A 17,867-nucleotide genomic window follows, 5' to 3' on the forward strand; every position below is an offset into this window, starting at 1 on the left:
TAAGTTCCCTGCACTTTATCACGATACATGAGATAGCTGTTCTATGATAAAGGGGAATTTGTACGATATGAAAATCTCAGCTTGCTATATCACGAAGAACGAGAGCGCAAATATCGCCGCATCCATCGAGAGCATAGCGGCGAGCGTCGATGAGATCATCGTCTATGATACCGGCTCTGAGGACGATACGTGCCGTATTGCAGAGGCTTTGCCCAAGGTGAAGCTCTTTCGCGGCGCGTGGTGCGATGACTTTGCGGTGGCGCGGAACGCGGCGCTTTCTCATGCGACAGGCGACTGGGTCGTATTCCTCGATGCGGATGAGCGCTTTTCCGAGGCGACGCGCGGAAATTTGTGTACTGTCCTTGAAAAAGCGGAAGGCTTTGATGCGCTCGCCGTGAAGATCGTGAATCTCGACGTCGACGGCGAGAAGGAAGAGCGCATTGATCATACCTATGTCGTGCGCGCCTTCCGCCGCTTGCCTGAGATCCGCTATGTGGGTCGCATCCATGAGCATATTGAGCGCGAGGACGGTGCATTGCGCCTCGGGTTCATTTCCGAAGAGTCCCTTGTGCTGCTTCATACGGGCTATACTGCGAGTCGTGCGAAGGGCAAGGCGGAGCGCAACTTGAGACTCCTTCTGCAGGAATTGGAGCAGACGCAGAGCCCGGAGGATCTCTACCGCTACCTCGCCGAGGCGTATGAAGGCGTGGGCGATGAGGAGCGAGCGCTTCACTACGCGCGGCTCGACATCGCAGATGGCCCTCGTCCCGTGCTTTTTGCGAGCCGCTGCTATCGCATGCTGCTCTATACGCTTCCTGAGGGCGAGGAGCGCACGCGTGTACTGGAAAAGGCACGACGCGATTTTCCGCGCATTCCGGAGTTTCATGCCGAGTATGCCGAGCATTTGGCACGGCAGATGAAGTTCCCTGAGGCGATTGCGACGATGGAAGAGGCTCTTCGTGCTTATGCTGAGCACGAAGAGGACGGCGAGGCGATGGAGTTCGACGATGCGATGCTCGCCGTGGCGAAGGAGCGCGCAGCTCTTTGGCAAAAAATCACAGAGAGGGAGAAGACGCTGAGAATTTCGGCGTGTGCGATCGTGCGCGACGAGGCGCATGACATGCCGCGCTGGCTCCAAAACACGGCGGTCTACAGCGATGAGCGCATCGTTGTAGATACGGGATCGAAGGACGATACGAAGGCGCTGGCCGAGGCGGCGGGCGCACGCGTCTACGACTATATGTGGCGCGACGACTTTGCGGCGGCGAAGAACGAAGCGCTTTCCCATGCGGCGGGGGACTGGGTCGCCTTCCTTGATGCTGACGAATATTTTGCAGAGCCGCAGGCCGTGCGACCGTATCTCGCCGCACTGTCCGTCGAGCAGCCTGAAATCGAGGCGGTCATGCTGGCGATTGCCAATCTCGACGAGGACGATCATTTTAAGGAGATCCAGCGCTTCCCGACCGTTCGCATTTTCCGTCGCCGTGCGGATATCGCCTTCGCCGGGCGCATCCACGAGGCGGTCGGAAAGAAGGAAGGTCAGCTCGAAATCAAGCTGGAAAAGAAGCATCTGCTCGTATGCCATCTCGGCTATTCTGCGGGGCGCGTCAGGAAGAAGATTGAGCGGAACTTTGCACTCCTGCAGGCGGACATCGAGAAGAACGGCGAGCAGCCCGGGCATTATCGCTATCTGGCGGACTGCTATGTTGCTTTTGGCGATTGGAAAAAGGCGCTTTACTACGCCCTTTCGGCGCTCGATTCCTCGGTCACTGCCATCGGCAGCGACAGCGATATGTACAGGACAGCGCTGCAGGCGATGCGGGAATGCCGTATGACGGCAGAAGATATGCTTGCATTAGCGGACAGGGCGTTGGAAGCCTTTCCTGAGCTGCCCGATTTCTATGCAGAGAAAGGCATGATCCTCTCGTCGATGGGAAGGCTCAAGGATGCGGCGGATTCTTTTGAGCAGGCTTTTTCCCGTGCTGCGCAGGAAGCCGAATCGACATGGCAGGCGTCGCGCTTTGCCGCAGACGCGCCGGTCGCTTGGCGTCGTCTGGGAGAGATTTATCTTGCGCTTGGCGAGACGACGAAGGCGAAGGCGGCGCTCGCCGCATCTTTGCGTCTCCATCCGTTCAGTGAGGAAGCACTCGCCGCCTGGCAGAGACTCGTGGGCGTGCCGTGCGGTGAAACCTTGCGCGAGTTCTTCCCGCATACGGCGGAGGCTCTGCGCTTTCTCGTACGCTGGGCAGCGTCCGCTGGAGAAGCGAAGCTCGCTGCTGATGCGGCAGCGGATTTGGCGGCAATCTTTGGCGAACGTCTGCCTGAGTCGGATTGCCTCGCTGCTTGGCAGGCAGGGGACTGGCAGAAGATGGCGGGGGTGGCGACGAGATTGGTCGCAGACACGATGCAGGATTTGTTTCTCACACTGCTGCAGCTGTCGGAACAGAAAGGGAAGGCGCATCTTCCCGTGCAGGAGATGCAGCCGCTCCTGCCTGCGCTGCAGGAGATCGTGCGCTGCTATGCGAAGGAGGAGCCGCTTACAGAAGAGCTTTGGGAGTCGTATTGGACATTTTTTCCGGCGCTTGCACAGCGCCTGCCGGACGAAGCGCTGCTTCGCTATGTGCGCATCCTCTCGGCACTCTCGCCGGAGAAGAAGCGTGAGGCGGCGGCAGTCCTCTTGGCGGCGGAGAAATGGCGGGCATCGCTCGAACTCTTGGCTGCCGTGCCGGCAGATGCCGCCGCAGCTGATGCCGCTTTTTGGCACGATGCAGGTATCGCTTTCTACCGTCTCGGTGATTTCGCGTGTGCGCATGACAGTTTTTCACGGGCGCGGCAGATGGGATCGCAGGAAAAGGATATCGACGCTTATGAAGCATGGATGAAGGAGGCCGAGGCATGAAGCTTTCCGCGTGTGTGATCACGAAGAATGAAGAGGAAAATATTGGCACATGGCTCACCTCGATGAAGAAGATCGCTGACGAGATGATCGTCGTCGATACCGGCTCGACCGATCGCACGGTCGAGATGGCAAAGGAGGCGGGCGCACGCGTCTTTCATCATGCGTGGCAGAACGATTTTGCCGCCGCGAAGAACTGCGCGTTGGAAAAGGCGAAGGGCGATTGGATTCTCTTCCTTGACGCGGACGAATATTTCAGTCCGCAGACGATTGCCAAGGTGCGTCCGCTGCTCTTGGAGGTGGAGAAGAGCACGAAGCCCATCGTCGGCGTGATCTGCCGCCTCGTCAATATCGACAAGGATCAGGGAAACCGCTTCACGGGCGCGATCTTCCAATTGCGCATCTTCCGCAATAGTCCCGATCTTCGCTACGAGGGCAAGATCCATGAGCATGTCGTAGATGCTCATCGGGCAGAGCACGAGATGTTCGTGACGCCAAAGCTCGTCATCTTCCACACGGGATATTCACAGCACATCGTGCGCAAGAAGCTGGAGCGCAATCTCGACTTCCTGCGCCAGAAGGAAGAGGCAGAGGGAGAATCGGTGGATGACGCCCTGCATTATATGGATTGTTATTACGGCTTGGGCGATTTCGCGAAGGCGGTCGAGTATGCGCAGAAGGCGATTGCGAGCAAGATCGTCTACATGGGGCGCGAAGGCGCGGAATATTGGGGACTCGTGCGCGCTCTTCTCGCTCAGAAGCGCCCGAAAGAAGAACTTGTGCCCGTCTTGCAGGAGGCGATGGAGAAGTACCCCGATCTCGCGGAATTCCCCATGGAATTTGGGCTTCTGGCATGGGAGGAGCGTGACTACCTGCTGGCGGAGAAGATGTTCCGACGCGGCATGGCGTGCAGGGAGAAGGTGCCTACTTCGCTGCGTGCGGATAATTCCCTACAGATGTTTCCTTTCGTCTGCCTTTCGCTCGGCAAGATTGAGGCGATGAAGGGAAGACCGGCGGAAGCATTCGACTATTTCCTTCGTGCGGTCAAGGAATATCCTTACGACACGAGGATCTTCCTTGCGCTCTATGACGCGCTTGCGGGACAGAAGCCGGCAGATGTCATCGCGCTTCTCGACACGCTCTACGACAAGGAGCGCGATGCGCCGTTCATCACGGCGGCGCTTGCCATGCGCGAACTGACTCACGTCGCACTCTACTACGCACGCTTCTTGCCGCCCGAGAAGCGCGATGAGGTGCTGCTTTATCGCGCGGCGGGCCGCACGGACGCGGCGGCGGTCGAGCTTTCGGCGCGGCTCAAGAGCTTTTCTTCCCTGCTCGCCGAGGCGAAGGGCGAGACGGGCGTCCTGCCCGAGGAGGATGCTGTTTCTCTCCTGCTTGCCGAGCCGTACAAAAGGCATTGGCGCAGGAAGGCGCTGCCTCTCGTCAGCATCATGATCCCGACGTACAACCGCCCGAAGTTCTTCGAGCTTGCGCTCCAAAGCGCCCTGCGGCAGAAGTACGAAAACCTTGAGATCATCGTTTGCGACAACGGCACGGACGACCGAACGGAAGCTCTGATTGAAAAGTATTTGGGCGATCCGAGGCTGTGCTATCACCGAAATAGGACGGCGAAGACGAAGGAGGAGAATTTCGCGCCGTTCGAGCATCTCGCAAAGGGCGAGTACCTGCAGTGGCTGATGGACGACGACATCCTGCTCGACGGCAAGATCGAGAAGATGATGCAGGCGTTTCGCGAGAATCCTGCGGCGAGACTAGTGACGTCAAGGCGCGCTCAGATTGATGGGGAGGGCAGGGTGCAGCCGAATCCTTGTACGGAAGGAGTGCCCGAAAGTGAAGCGGATTATTCCGTATTCGAGGGTGAGGCCGTCGGCAGGGAGACGCTGCTCGGCTGCAGAAACTTCCTCGGAGAGCCGTCCGCCGTGCTCTTTCGGCGAGCCGATCTCAAGCACCACTATTGGCGCGCCGAGAGCCGTGGCTACAAGACGATTTCCGACGTGGCGATGTGGCTGAAGCTTCTGGAAGGGGGCGATTGCATCTTCTTTCAGAAGCCCTTGAGCTGCTACCGCCGCCATGAGGAGCAGGAAGGGCAGCAGGCGGAGGTCATTCTCTTGAGCCGCTTGGAATGGCTGCGGCTCATCAAGGAGTATTTCGAGCGCCGCATATACGTCGCGACGGAAGAAGAGTATGCACAGCCGTTGGAACTTCTCTACGGCGAGTATCTGGAGGAGCGCGATCGTTTTGATCGTGCGGCGGCAGGAGAAATGTGGCGCGAGTACGAAGAGGCGATGCGCTCCACCCGGCGCACGCTGGAAAAGATGAAGAAAAAGGAGCGGGCGCATGGCAAGCGAGAAGGAAAAAGATAGGCTGCGCGAGAGGATCGGCGCGTGTCTCGCCGTGCGCGATTTCGACGCAGCGATGGACGCTGTGCGCGAGCTGGCGAAGGACGAGGCGACCCAGTCGGAGGCGCTCGGCGCCGCTGCGAGCATCCACATCGAGGCGGGCGACTATGAGGGGGCGGCGCCCTTGGTCGAGGCGCTTCTGCAGAAGGAGCCGCAGTCTGTCTACGGCGCGTTCCTTCGGGCGCGTCTCCTCTTCGCTGAAGGAAAGCTGCTCTCGGCGCATCATGCGCTCGTATCGCTCTTGCAGCGCGAGGAAGGGATTGCCTCTCTCTACGTCGAGAAGGTCTGCAACCTTCTCGGGCAGACGGCGCGTGCTATGGGATTGGCAGAAGAAGCAGCAGCCGCCTACGAAAAGGCGGCTGCTGCAGCGGAAACTCCTGAGCTTCGCGCCGTGGCATGGAGCAATGTCCTCTTCGCGCTGCATTTTCTGCGCGTGCCGCAGCAAGAAGTGTACCGTGCGCACTGCGCTTATGGAGAGCTTTTCCGCGCCGTGACACCGTTTCTCCATCGCTGTCGGCAAAAGCGGCGCAAGATTCGCATCGGCTATATCTCGCCCGACCTGCGCCATCATGTTGTGCTGCGCTTTGCCGAGGCACTCTTCACGCATTACAATGCCGAGCGCTTCGAGGTCTATTGCTATCAAAACGGCCCGGAGGACGAGGAGAGCCGCCGCATCATGCGTCTCGTCGACGCTTGGCGCAATATCTCGCCGCTCTCGCCGCAGGAGGCGGCACGGCGCATCTACGAGGACGACATAGACGTCCTCGTGGATCTCGCCGGTCATACGCGCGGCACGGGGCTTCCCGTGCTCGTGCATCGCCCTGCGCCCGTGCAGATGTCAGGCATCGGCTACTTCGCGACGACGGGGCTTCCCGCGGTCGACTATATGATCGGCGATGTATGGCTCGACGGCGCGCCGGCGGGTATCAAGGAAGCGCCGTTCTTTACGGAGAAGCTGCTCGTTCTCTCACATACGCACCTCTGCTATACGCCCGAGGCGGGCGCACCGCTTGCGGGCGCTGCGCCATGCCTGCGGAAAGGTTTTGTGACCTTCGGCAGTTTCAATGCTTTCGCCAAGGCTTCGGACGAGACGCTCGCGGCATGGGCGCAGATCCTTGCCGCAGTCCCGCAATCGCGTCTGCTCTTGAAATCCGCCGCCTTTTCGAGCGAGGAGGGATGCACCGCCGCACTTGAGCGACTGCAAGCGGCAGGCATTGAGCCTGCACGCGTCGAGCTGCGTCCCGATACTCGTGAATACCTGCACGAGTATCATGATGTCGACATCGCGCTCGATACATTCCCCTATCCGGGCGGCGGTACGACGTTCGATGCGCTCTACATGGGCGTGCCCGTCGTCACGCTCAAGGGAGATTCGCACGGCACGCGTTTCGGCTGCAGCATCCTCGCCAATCTCGGTTTGGAGGATCTGGCGGCGGCGGATGCGGCAAGCTATGTAGAGACGGCGGCAGCGCTTGCCGAGGATACGGAGCTTCTTGCCGCCCTGCACAGGAATCTGCGCCCCATGATGGAAAAGTCACCTTTGATGGACGGCGCTTCTTATGTTGCAGCACTCGAAGTCGGCTATGAAGCGGCGCTCACAGCGCACGATGCGGCACAGACGGCGATCTCGCCCGAGGAAGCGGCGAGGCTCGCTGTCGCGCTCAAGCGATTCTTTGCGGCGGGAGACCTTCGCCAAGCGCTTGCCGCCGCCGACACGCTCCTCGCTGCAGGCAGGGCGGAGCGCGATGTATGGCGTCTGACGGCGGGACTCTACATCGACGCCGGAGAGGGAGAAAATGCCGCGCGTGCAGCAGGATTGTATATTTCGGGCAAGGATGACGCTTTCGGCCTGTTCCTTCGAGCGCGGGCGGCCTTTTTGCTTGGGCATTGGCAGGCGGCCCGTCTGGATGCGCAGCGCGCTCTTTCCCTCGGTATGCTCGCACGAGGCGACGAGGTGCTCGCACACAATCTTCTCGCGCGCGTTTCCTGCAGCATGGGAGAGGTCGAGGAGTCGCTGCGCGAGGAACGGGCGGCCTTCGAGTCTGCCGAGACGCTCGAAGACAAGGCCTCCTCTTGGAGCAACTACCTCTTCGCCCTGCACTACGTCGAGCGCGAGTCGCAGTTCATGCTCGATGCGGCACGACGCTATGGGGAGCTTTTCAAGGGCGTGCCGCGCATGAAGCGAGCGCCGAAGCGGCGCGGGAAGATCCGCATCGGCTATATCTCGCCCGACTTCACGTTCCACATCGTCGCGCTCTTCAGCTTCGCCTTTTTCACGCACTTTGACAAGAGTCGCTTCGAGGTCTTCGGCTACTCGCTTGCAGGCGAGAATGCGATGGCGGCGGAGCTTTCTTCTCATGCGTCGGCTTGGCGCTATGTGGGCGGCGGGACTCCTGCAGAGATTGCCGAGAGGATCCGCGCCGATGAGATCGACATCCTCTTCGACCTTGCGGGACACAGCGCGAACAACGCGCTTCCCGTGCTCGCGCTTCGTCCTGCACCCGTGCAGATTTCGGGCATCGGCTACTTCGATACGACGGGGCTTTCCGCGGTCGATTATTTCTTGACGGACGCGTATATCGACCCTATGGGGGAAAACGACGGCTGCTTTACGGAGAAGCTCCTGCGCTTGCCCGAGAGTCACCTCTGCTACCGTGCGAGCCGCGCGGGGGAAAAATCGCGCATCGCGCCCTTGCCCGCGCGGGAGAAGGGCTATATTACGTTCGGCAGCTTCAACAACTTCGCGAAGGTCACGGACCGGGTGTTGCATCTTTGGGCGAAGATCCTCCGTGCCGTGCCGCGCTCGCGCCTCTTCCTCAAGACGGCGGTCTTCGATGCGTCGGACGGCAGAGAGGAGGCGCTCCGCCGCTTGGAGGCGGCGGGCATCGACCTCGCCCGCATCAGAACCGAAGGCCATACGGCGGAGTACCTCGTGGCCTACGGCGAGGTCGACATCGCGCTCGACACATTCCCGTACCCGGGCGGGGGTACGACATGTGACGCGCTCTACATGGGCGTGCCTGTCGTCACATTGGCGGGGGTGCGCCATGGCGCACGCTTCGGCGCGAGCATCTTGGCGAACCTCGGCCTTGCCGACGCCTGCTGTGCACATACGGCGGACGAATATGTGGAGAAGGCATGCGTGCTCGCCGCCGATGTGGCTGCGCTCGCTGTTCTGCGCCGCACCTTGCGCACGCGCATGGAGGCATCTCCTCTCATGGACGCCGCACGCTACATGCTCCATCTCGAAGCGGCGTATGAGAAGATCTGGGCACACAAGCTCGGCGAGGACAGCAAGAAGCAGTGCAGGAAGCTCGTGCCCCGTCTGCAAGCCGAGGCGGACGCCGCCTTCGCCGCGCGCGAGTGGCACAGCTTCCTCGCCGCCGCTCATCGCCTCGTCGCGCTGGATGCCGCATCAAGCCGGCTTTTGATGAGCATGGGATTTGCTTCGCTGCAGTTGGAGGAGCCGAAAAAGGCGCGGGGCTTCCTGGAAATGGCGCTCGAAAAAGCGCAAGAAGAAAGACCCGAGATCCTGCAGCTTCTCGCCGAAGTGCAGAAGCTCGCGGGCGATCATGCAGCGGCGCTGGCGAGCGCGGAGGAAGCGCAGGCGCGGACGGAAAAGACGCGCGAGACACGTCCCTTCCGCCATCGTCTCGCGCTCGCAAAAGCTCATGCCGCCTACATGCTTGCCCGTGCCGACGAGGCGTCGGGAGCTTACCGCGAAGCCGCAGACCTCGCGGACGACCTTCACGCACGCACGGAAGCGTACAGCTCGCACTTGCTCGCCCTGCACAATACGGCGATCGGACAGGAGGAGCTTTTTGCCGCGCATCGAGGCTATGAGAAACTTCTTGCGGGCATCGAGCCGCTTGCCGAACGCGCTTGGAAGGATCATGAGAAGATTCGCATCGGCTATCTGTCGCCTGATTTTCGCTGTCATGTCATGTTTTCCTTTATTTATGGGCTTTTCGTGCGCTTCGACCGCACACGTTTCGAGGTCTATGCTTATTCGCTCGCGGAGGAGGAGGACGGCTTCACCGAAGCTCTGAAAGAGCACGCGACGGCATGGCGCAATGTCGCGGGGCTTTCCTTTGCGGAGATTGCCGAAAGGATTCGTGCAGATGAGATCGATGTCCTCGTCGACCTCGCGGGGCACAGCGCGGGCGGCGCTCTGCCCGTGCTCGCCTATCGACCCGCGCCCGTGCAGGTATCGGGACTCGGCTACGTCAACACGACGGGGCTTTCGGCGGTCGACTACTTCCTCACGGACGACATCGTCGACCCGCTGGGAAGGCACGACGCCCTCTTCACGGAAGAGCCTGTATGCTTGACGAGCCAGTTCCTCTACACGGCGAAGAGCGCGGCGCCCGAGCCATCGGGTGCGCCATGCCGGAAAGCGGGGCATGTCGTCTTCGGCGTTTTCAACCATTGGTACAAGGTCACGGAAGAAATGCTCTTCTGCTGGCGGGAGATCTTGGAGCGCGTGCCGAAGAGCCGCCTGTTCGTCAAGTGTCAGGAGCTTTTCGCGCCGAAGATGCGAGAAGAGGTACTGCGCCGCATGGCGAAGGCGCAGATCGACATCGAGCGCGTCGACTTGGAGCCTGCGACGAGCGACTACATGGAGCGATATAGGACAGTTGACATCGCGCTCGACACGTACCCGTATCCGGGCGGCGGCACGACGTGCGACGCGCTCTACATGGGCATTCCCGTCGTCACGCGCTATGGCAGGCGGCGCGGCACGCGCTTCGGGCTTTCGCTGCTGAAGAACGTGGGGCTTTCGGAGCTTGCTGCAGCCGATGCGAGGACGTACATTGAGAAGGCCGTGGCGCTCGCTCATGAGGCAGATCTTCTCGATGAACTGCATCGGACGCTCCATGCGCGCTTTATCGCCTCGCCCGTCATGCAGACGCCGCATTACATGGAGGAGTTGGAGCGCTTCTACTGTATGGCAGTGGAGCGAAAGAAGGAGGAAGAGGGCGGACGATGAAGGATTTTTCCAAGATTACAGAAGAGCTCGCCGTTTTGCAGGAGCGGACGGATTGGGCGCAGGGGACGGAGCGCATCGGGCAGCTGCTGGAAAAGCACGGGGCGGAGCTTGACCGCGGGGAGAAGAGCTTCCTGTACGGCCGGCTCGGTTACTTCCTGCGATTCCTTGAGCGCGCGGAGGAATCCGCCGCCGCCTATCGCGAGGCGGTTCTGTACGCACCGTATCTCGCACAGCAGAGGAAGCTTTACAGCGATTACCTTTTGATCTGTCACTATCTGCCGCATGTCAGTGATGAGGAGCTGGCTGAGAGCCACTTCTTCTATCAGAATTTCTTCCGCCCCAAAGAAGAGCTGCAGCATGTGCGAGACGATCATCGCCGCCACTCGAAAATCCGCATCGGCTATCTCTCGTCGAATTTTAAGACGCACATCATGAGCTGCTTCATGATGCAGCTGCTGGCGCTCGCCGACCGCGATCGTTTCGAGGTCTACTGCTATGACCTTGGCGGGCTTTCCGACGGCGCAGCCGAGCAGATGAAGTCCTTTGGCAACATCTGGCGCAACATCGCTCTGCCCGAGGCGAAGGAGCGTGCGCGGACGATTGCTGCAGACGAGATCGACATCCTCTTCGACCTCGGCGTTCATACGGACGGCGGACATGGCCTGGCGACGCTCGGCTACAAGGCGGCGCCCGTGCAGATCGCAGGAATCGGCTACATGAGCACCTCGGGACTCAAGGCGGTCGACTACTACCTGTCGGATCGCTTTCTTGACCCTCCCGGTAAGGGCGATGCCTATTTCTCGGAAAAACTGCTGCGCCTTTCGCACTCGCACTTTTGCTACACGCCTTTTGAAGAGATCTTTAAGAGTACGATCGACTGGCAGCCGCACGAAAGGCCGGTGTTTGGCTGCTTCAACAACTCTGCGAAGATTTCGGAGGAAATGCTGCGCCTCTGGCTGACGCTTCTCAGACGCGTGCCCGGTGCCAAGCTGCTGCTCAAAGCATGGAAGCCCGAGGCGCTGATCGAAAAGGCGCTTTCTCTCGGTTATTGTCGTGGGGAGATCGAGGTGCGTCCCATGACGCTCGATTACGTCCACGAGTACATGGACATGGACATTGCGCTCGACACATTTCCCTATACAGGCGGCGGCACGACATGCGAGGCCATTTACATGGGCGTGCCCGTCGTGACGCTCGCGGGCACGCGCCATGGCACGCGCTTCGGGCTGTCGCTTCTGGAAAACGTCGGACTCGGCGAGCTTGTGTCGAATACGCCCGAAGAATACGTGGAGAAGGCTGCGGCGCTTGCATCGGACGCGGAACTTCTCGCGGCACTGCACAAGAACCTGCGCCCCATGATGCAGCGATCTCCTGTGATGGACGGCAAAAGCTATGTGCGCGAAATCGAAGCGATGTATGAGGACGTCTGGCAGGCGTGGCTCGATGGACGAGAATAGTTTAAGCTGTTTCCGTGCTTTTTCGATATACGAACGTATGATATAATGAACGCAAAAGTTTTTAGGAGGAATATATCTTGTCAAAATGGCATAAGAAGAATGCAAAGACGGCGTCAGTGGATGAGGCGAAGCGCAAGCTTGTCGTACAGATGGCGGATGAAGAGTACGGCGAGGCGCTCGGCACGGTCGCAGCGATGATCGAGCAGGGGATCGAGGATTCGGATGCCTTTTATGATGCGTCGTACGCCTATTTCATGAGCGGTGACTACGAACGCGCGACACAGTGGGTGGATAACACGCTGCGCCTTGCGCCGCAGCATCTCGGGGCACGCATCCTGCTCGCACGCATTTGCTTCCTGCAGGAACGCACCTCGGACGGCCTTGCCATAGCCGAGTTCGTGCTGAAGAATTATGCAGCATCCCTTTCGGCGGAAGACAAGGAAGAACTTGCCGAGATGCTCGATTGCTACGGCACGACGAAGGAAGACGAGATCCGTGCAGGATATCCCGCCATCGCACGCTTTTTGCAGGTCGACGATGCGGCACCGAAAGCACAGACGGAAGCATTTCAGCCGTTGGCACAGCAGGTGCAGCGCATCGAGGCGCAGCCCCTACAGCAGATGCAGCCGGCACAGCAGAGCGCGGCGGACGATGAGAAAGAGGCTATGCGACTGGCACAGGAAATTCTTGGGAAGAATATCGCTCTTTTGGAGAAGGTGCATCTTCTGAATTCGTTCGCAGCGGGCTTCTTCCTCGCGGGGTCTTTCGCTGCAGCGAAGCATCTCTTGAAGCAGGCGCTCGGTCTCGATGCACACGATGAGATGACGCTCAAGAACATGGGCTACACGCTTGTCGCTCTGGGAGAGCGCGATGCGGCGCTTGAGCTTGCCGCCAGGATGAAGCTGCCCGATTTCGGACTTCTGGCTGCGGTCCGCGGCTGATGTGCGATCCTTGTCTGCCGGGCGTGCAGGATGCCCGGCTTTTTCATGACTGCGGCGAGAGATGAGAGGGGGATGCGCGTGAGACTGCATCATTATTATATAAAGGCCCTGAGAGAATTCTGGGAGCAGGGAGTCTTGACGGAAGCCGAGGTGAGGGAGAAGGACGTCCTCGTGATCGGCTTGTCCTATTTCGGGACGGGTGTGATCGCTGCGCTCCAGGAACCATTCCTCTCCCGTGGGGCAAGGGTGGACTATGTTCCGCTTTTCAACGAGGATTTCGGTATATCCTCTTCCTTGCAGGAAGTGGCGGATGTCATGGAAGGGAAGCAGTACGATCTTGTCGTGCTCGCAGAAGGGTTGGAACAAGAGCCGCATTTTGCAAAGAGTGCGGAAGCCGTGGCGGCTTGCTGCCGTATCGGAGGAAAGATGCTGCTCTTCGTGCAGACGCCCGATGCCCTCGATGAAGAGCGCAGCGTACTGCGCTGCTGGGAGCGCGTCTGGGCATACGACCTGCAGGATATTGCGAGCATCTTCCCCGGATTCGCCATGCTCTTTCACATGCGCACGGCTCCCGCCCTCCTGCTCGCGGCGAAGCTTGAGAAGCGGCGCGAGGCAAGGCCTTTGCATCCGACGGCGTTCAACCTGCGGCTGAAGCGTCATGTCAGCGAGAAGAAGGGACTGCAGGCGGGATTCTTTCACGAGTTCCATGAGCTTGACCGCATCGGCGTAGAAGAATGCACGGACAAGTGCCGCTATCGCCACAACTACCTGAAGAAGTACGAATTCTTTCTGCGCGATTGGAAGAACAAACCCCTGCGCCTCTTGGAGCTTGGCGTTTCCAAAGGCGGCAGCGAGCGCATGTGGAAGCGTTTCTTTCCTCAGGCTCAAGTCTATGGTGTCGATATTGATGAGAATTGCCGTGCCTATGAAGAAGAGCGCATCAAGATTCGCATTGCTGACCTCTCGCAGGACGATGTGCTCGAAAGTCTCAAGGGGATTCGGCCGCACATCATCATCGACGATGCCTCGCACTTCTGGAGCCATCAGATCAAGGCGCTCTTCACGCTCTTCCCCGTCTTGCCGAGCGGCGGTGTCTACATCCTTGAGGATATCGAGACATCCTTTCATCCGCTCGTCTTTTCCAGCGAGTACTGCGATGCGCCGCTCGACGCCTATACGGTGGCGGAGCGAATCACGCGCGTGGCGGCGAGCCGGGTGCCGTGCAAGGAAGGCCCTTTTGCTGAGGAAATCACGGCGGTCGGTATGGATACGGAACTTGTCGCGACGATGCTTTCGAGCTGCATCTTCATCAAGAGGTAGGGGGCGGCATGAACAAGATCATCGCTGTATCCTTGGTTGCAGACAGTGCCGACATTATCGAGAGTTTCGTGCGCCACACCTTGACGTATGCGGACGAGATGCTCGTGGTCGATCATGCGGCGATCGACGGCACGGCGAATATCCTGTGCGCCCTTCGAGCGGAGGGGCTTCCCGTTCGTGTCGAGCGCTACGAGTCGGCGGAGCTTTGCCACGACGAGATCATGACGGCGTTGATGCACAGGGCGTTTGACGAGCGTGGCGCCGACATCGTCGTGCCTGTCGACGCCGATGAGTTCCTCGTTACGGAGGATGCTGCGAAGCCTTGCCGTTCCGTGCTCCGGCGACTGCGCACGGATATGACCTTCTACGCATGGCATTGGATGTATGAATTGGAGAAGCCGGAAGAAGATGCAGGAAAGTTTCTGCTCTCGCGTCCCTTGCGCCGGAAGAAGGAGCACGAGATGATGCAGAAGGCCATCGTCGGGCGGGAGGCGGCGCACGCCTATCCGTTGCTGGCGCAGGGCACGCACTATCTCTATCGCATGGAAGGGGAAAGGCGTGTGCCTGCTCCGGCGCTTCCCATCAGCTTCCTGCACTTCGCGCACTTCCAATGGCGCGGCGCACAGCATACGGCCGTCAAGGTCTTGAACGGTTGGATTGCCAATGCGGCGAAGTATTCGCTGCACACGGCGCGCTGCTATTACTGGAAGGAGCATTTCGATACGGTCTTTCAAGGCGATGTGCCGCCTGTCGCAATTGCTTCGGACGAGAGCGAGACGGTGCAGGGCTTGATTTTGCCGAAGGGGCAGATCGAGCTTCGCTATACGGAAGGGGCGACGTTCTCCCCGCTGCAGAGTCTCATGTGCTTGGCGGAACAGTTGGCACAAGATTTCGCCGAAGAGCGCGTGCGTTCGCGGCGGAAGCTTGTGAGCGTCATCGTGCCGTATTTCGGAAATCTCTCGTTTTGGCATCGCACGCTGGAGAATATCGCCTCGCAGACCTATCCGTATATGGAGGTCGCCGTGCTCGATTTCGCAGACGGTGCGTCCGATCTGCAGGAGATGCTCGCCGCCCTGCACCTGCCGCACTGCATTGTCCGCGCCGACTCTCCCGGATGGGGCGTGCGTCTGGCGCAGACGGCGCGTGGCGAATATATCCAGTGGGTCATGCCCGGCGATCGCCTCTTCCCTGAGAAGATCTTGCAGATGGTTACGACACTGGAACTCGACGATGAGCTTTCCTTCGTACTCGCCGACGCCGAGGAGACGGCGACTGCAGAAGGTGCAGATCCCGAGCGATTTGTTTTTTCCATGCATCGGTCGCATTGCTTCGTCGCAGCAGGGGCATGGCACAGAGCCTATGCGTTGGCTGCGGGGCGCACGCCTATGGGAGGCCTGTCGGGCGTGCTGCTGCGCCGCCGCGTGCTCGACGCTTGTGCCTGGCTGGAGCTGGCCTTTTTCCGGAAGCGATTCTTCCCTCTGGCGGCTTTCGTCCTCCTCTTTCAGATGGAGAAGGATTTCCGTGCAGGAGTCTTCGATGTGCCTCTGCTCTCGCATGAATTCCACGATGAGGGGACGCTGGTCTGGCATCCTGCCGAGTGGGCCTCGCTGCTCCTTTCGTGCGGGCAGGAGCTTGCTGCACACTCCTTCGTGGAAGCGCGGCAGACTCTGGCGGAGAGAGCGAGGGAAGTGTTCGCACGCGAAGAGCTTCGCGCTCATGCGGATTTCTCGCGCGCCCGCAGCATATTCGAAGAGCTTTTCGCAGCGCTTCCCGAGTGAAGCGTCAAGAGATCAGGAAGGAAGAAGGCAGGAGTCATGTCCGATCCATACATAGCCGAGCGCGCCATCGTCCTTGCGGCGGGACGCGGAGAGAGGATGCGTCCGCTGACCGACGAGATGCCGAAGCCCATGGTTCGCGTCGATGGGAGGCGCATCATCGACACGCTGCTCGCCGCCCTCGTAGCGGCGGACATTCCTGAGATTTATGTCGTGCGCGGCTACTTGGGCGAGAAGTTTGATGCGCTCAAGGAAGAATACCCGACGCTGCATTTCATCGACAATCCCCACTGGCACGAGGCAAACAATATCTCGTCGCTGCTCGCCGCGGGCGCTCTCGTCGAGAACGCCTTCGTCGTCGAGGGTGACCTCTTTCTGCAGAATCCCTCGCTCCTCTCGCGCGAGCAGCAAGGGTCAAACTATCTGGCGATTCCCGTCAAGGAGACGACGGATTGGTGCTTCTTCCCCGATGAGGCGGGCGTCATCCGCCGCATGGCGGTCGGGGGGACGGATTGCTGGAAAATGGTCGGCATATCGTACTGGACGACGGAAGATGGTAGGAAACTCGCGCAGTCGATCCGGCATCTCTATGAGACGCCGGGCGGGGCGGCGCGTTACTGGGACGAGGCGGCTCTTTCAGCGGACATCGAGGACTTCAGCGTGCATGTGCGCGCGTGTACGGCGGAAGATGTACAGGAGATCGATACCTTGGCAGAGCTGGAAACTCTGCGGAAAAGCTTGAAGGGAAAAGGATAATATGAAAGAAAAGATTGCTTACGCGTGCTTCTGCACCGATGCGATTCACGAGGGGCATAGGAATATCCTGCGCGAAGCCAAGAAGCGCGGAACGGTCGTCGCGGGAGTCCTCTCCGATCGCGAAATGGTTCGTTACAACCGCTTCCCCGCCGTATCGCTCGAAGAGCGCATCGCACTTCTGGAAGCAGAGCCGGAGGTCGAGCGCGTCATCGTGCAGGACGCCATCATGTACGATGAGGTCATCGCATCGCTGAAGCCCGATTTCGTCGTGCACGGCGACAACTGGCGCGGCGGTCCGATGTCTGCGATCCGCGAAAACGTGCTGGCGAATCTCAAGAAGATGGGCGGCGAGCTCATCGAGGTGCCCTACACATGGAATCCGGATGTCAAGAAGATCGACGAGCGCATGAAGGAGAGACTCGTCATGCCCGAGTTCCGCCGCCGCCGTCTGCGCCGCTTGTTGGAAATCGTGCCCATCGTTAAGACGATCGAGGTGCACGACGGGCTCACGGGCCTCTTGGCGGAGAAGACCGTCGTCGAGCATGAGGGCGGCCTCGATCAGTTTGATGCGCTGTGGATTTCGAGCCTTTGCGACTCGACGGCGAAGGGAAAGCCCGACATCGAGCTTGTTGACATGTCCTCGCGCATCCGCACGATCGACGATGTCATGGACGTGACGACGAAGCCCATCATCCTCGATGCCGATACGGGCGGCCTCATCGAGCATTTCGTCTATCACGTCCACACGTTGGAGCGCATGGGCGTTTCTGCTGTCATACTGGAAGACAAGATCGGACTCAAGAAGAATTCGCTCTTCGGCACGGAGGTCGAGCAGCAGCAGGATACGATCGAGCACTTCGCGGCGAAGATCCGGGCGGGCAAGGAGGCGCAGCGCACGGATGATTTCATGATCATCGCACGCATCGAGAGTCTGATTCTCGAAAAGGGTCTCCCGGATGCCTTGGAGCGTGCCTCCGCTTACGTGGCGGCGGGCGCGGATGGCGTCATGATCCACTCGCGCAGAAAGGAGCCGGACGAGGTATTCGCCTTCGCCGATGCTTTTCAGAAGGAATACGCGCATGTGCCGCTCGTTGCCGTGCCGACCTCCTACAGCTCTGTGACGGAGGCGGAACTTGCCGCGCATGGCGTGAATATCGTCATCTACGCGAACCAGCTGACGCGCAGCGCCTTCCCCGCGATGGAGCGCACGGCGATGTCCATCTTGAAGCACCATCGTTCGCTTGAGGCGGACGCGGATCTCATGCCGTTCAAGGACATCATTCGCCTGATCGATGAAGTTTGACTGGCACGG

9 protein-coding genes are annotated in these 17,867 nt (G+C 59.9%); all 9 read left to right on the top strand.

Annotated elements, in window-relative coordinates; translation table 11 throughout:
• Positions 1–67: 67 nt before the first annotated feature.
• Positions 68–2,899, top strand: a complete 2,832-nt coding sequence (locus tag SELSP_RS01645; protein ID WP_232362385.1) for a glycosyltransferase family 2 protein — start codon at positions 68–70, stop codon at positions 2,897–2,899.
• The gene (locus SELSP_RS01650; protein WP_006193735.1) at positions 2,896–5,280 is read left to right on the top strand and encodes a glycosyltransferase; all 2,385 of its coding nucleotides are present in this window, start codon (positions 2,896–2,898) and stop codon (positions 5,278–5,280) included. The genes SELSP_RS01645 and SELSP_RS01650 overlap by 4 nt, the downstream gene beginning before the upstream one ends.
• Positions 5,255–10,306 carry an O-linked N-acetylglucosamine transferase, SPINDLY family protein gene (locus SELSP_RS01655; protein WP_006193734.1) on the top strand — a complete coding sequence of 1,684 codons (5,052 nt, stop codon included), beginning with the start codon at positions 5,255–5,257 and terminating at the stop codon, positions 10,304–10,306. Before SELSP_RS01650 ends, SELSP_RS01655 begins: the two co-directional genes overlap by 26 nt.
• A complete protein-coding gene (locus SELSP_RS01660; protein WP_006193733.1) occupies positions 10,303–11,763 on the top strand; it encodes an O-linked N-acetylglucosamine transferase, SPINDLY family protein in 1,461 nt (486 codons plus the stop codon). Before SELSP_RS01655 ends, SELSP_RS01660 begins: the two co-directional genes overlap by 4 nt.
• 77 nt (positions 11,764–11,840) lie before the next feature.
• Positions 11,841–12,704, top strand: a complete 864-nt coding sequence (locus SELSP_RS01665) for a CDC27 family protein (RefSeq protein WP_006193732.1) — start codon at positions 11,841–11,843, stop codon at positions 12,702–12,704.
• A 135-nt stretch (positions 12,705–12,839) separates the two neighbouring features.
• Positions 12,840–14,024 (top strand): class I SAM-dependent methyltransferase, encoded by a 1,185-nt coding sequence (locus SELSP_RS01670; protein WP_013740554.1) that lies wholly within the window; start codon positions 12,840–12,842, stop codon positions 14,022–14,024.
• 8 nt (positions 14,025–14,032) lie between these two features.
• Positions 14,033–15,802 (top strand): glycosyltransferase family 2 protein, encoded by a 1,770-nt coding sequence (locus tag SELSP_RS01675; RefSeq protein ID WP_006193730.1) that lies wholly within the window; start codon positions 14,033–14,035, stop codon positions 15,800–15,802.
• 36 nt (positions 15,803–15,838) lie between these two features.
• Positions 15,839–16,555 (top strand): phosphocholine cytidylyltransferase family protein, encoded by a 717-nt coding sequence (locus SELSP_RS01680; RefSeq protein ID WP_006193729.1) that lies wholly within the window; start codon positions 15,839–15,841, stop codon positions 16,553–16,555.
• 1 nt (position 16,556) lies between these two features.
• The gene (aepX, locus tag SELSP_RS01685; protein WP_006193728.1) at positions 16,557–17,858 is read left to right on the top strand and encodes a phosphoenolpyruvate mutase; all 1,302 of its coding nucleotides are present in this window, start codon (positions 16,557–16,559) and stop codon (positions 17,856–17,858) included.
• Positions 17,859–17,867 lie beyond the last annotated feature (9 nt).

This window comes from Selenomonas sputigena ATCC 35185 (assembly GCF_000208405.1).
Taxonomy (GTDB): Bacteria; Bacillota; Negativicutes; order Selenomonadales; family Selenomonadaceae; genus Selenomonas; species Selenomonas sputigena.

Coding starts and splice junctions, on each gene's coding strand:
- SELSP_RS01645 (WP_232362385.1), top strand. CDS start 68: ATGAAAATCTCAGCTTGCTATATCACGAAGAACGAGAGCGCAAATATC.
- SELSP_RS01650 (WP_006193735.1), top strand. CDS start 2,896: ATGAAGCTTTCCGCGTGTGTGATCACGAAGAATGAAGAGGAAAATATT.
- SELSP_RS01655 (WP_006193734.1), top strand. CDS start 5,255: ATGGCAAGCGAGAAGGAAAAAGATAGGCTGCGCGAGAGGATCGGCGCG.
- SELSP_RS01660 (WP_006193733.1), top strand. CDS start 10,303: ATGAAGGATTTTTCCAAGATTACAGAAGAGCTCGCCGTTTTGCAGGAG.
- SELSP_RS01675 (WP_006193730.1), top strand. CDS start 14,033: ATGAACAAGATCATCGCTGTATCCTTGGTTGCAGACAGTGCCGACATT.
- SELSP_RS01680 (WP_006193729.1), top strand. CDS start 15,839: ATGTCCGATCCATACATAGCCGAGCGCGCCATCGTCCTTGCGGCGGGA.
- aepX (WP_006193728.1), top strand. CDS start 16,557: ATGAAAGAAAAGATTGCTTACGCGTGCTTCTGCACCGATGCGATTCAC.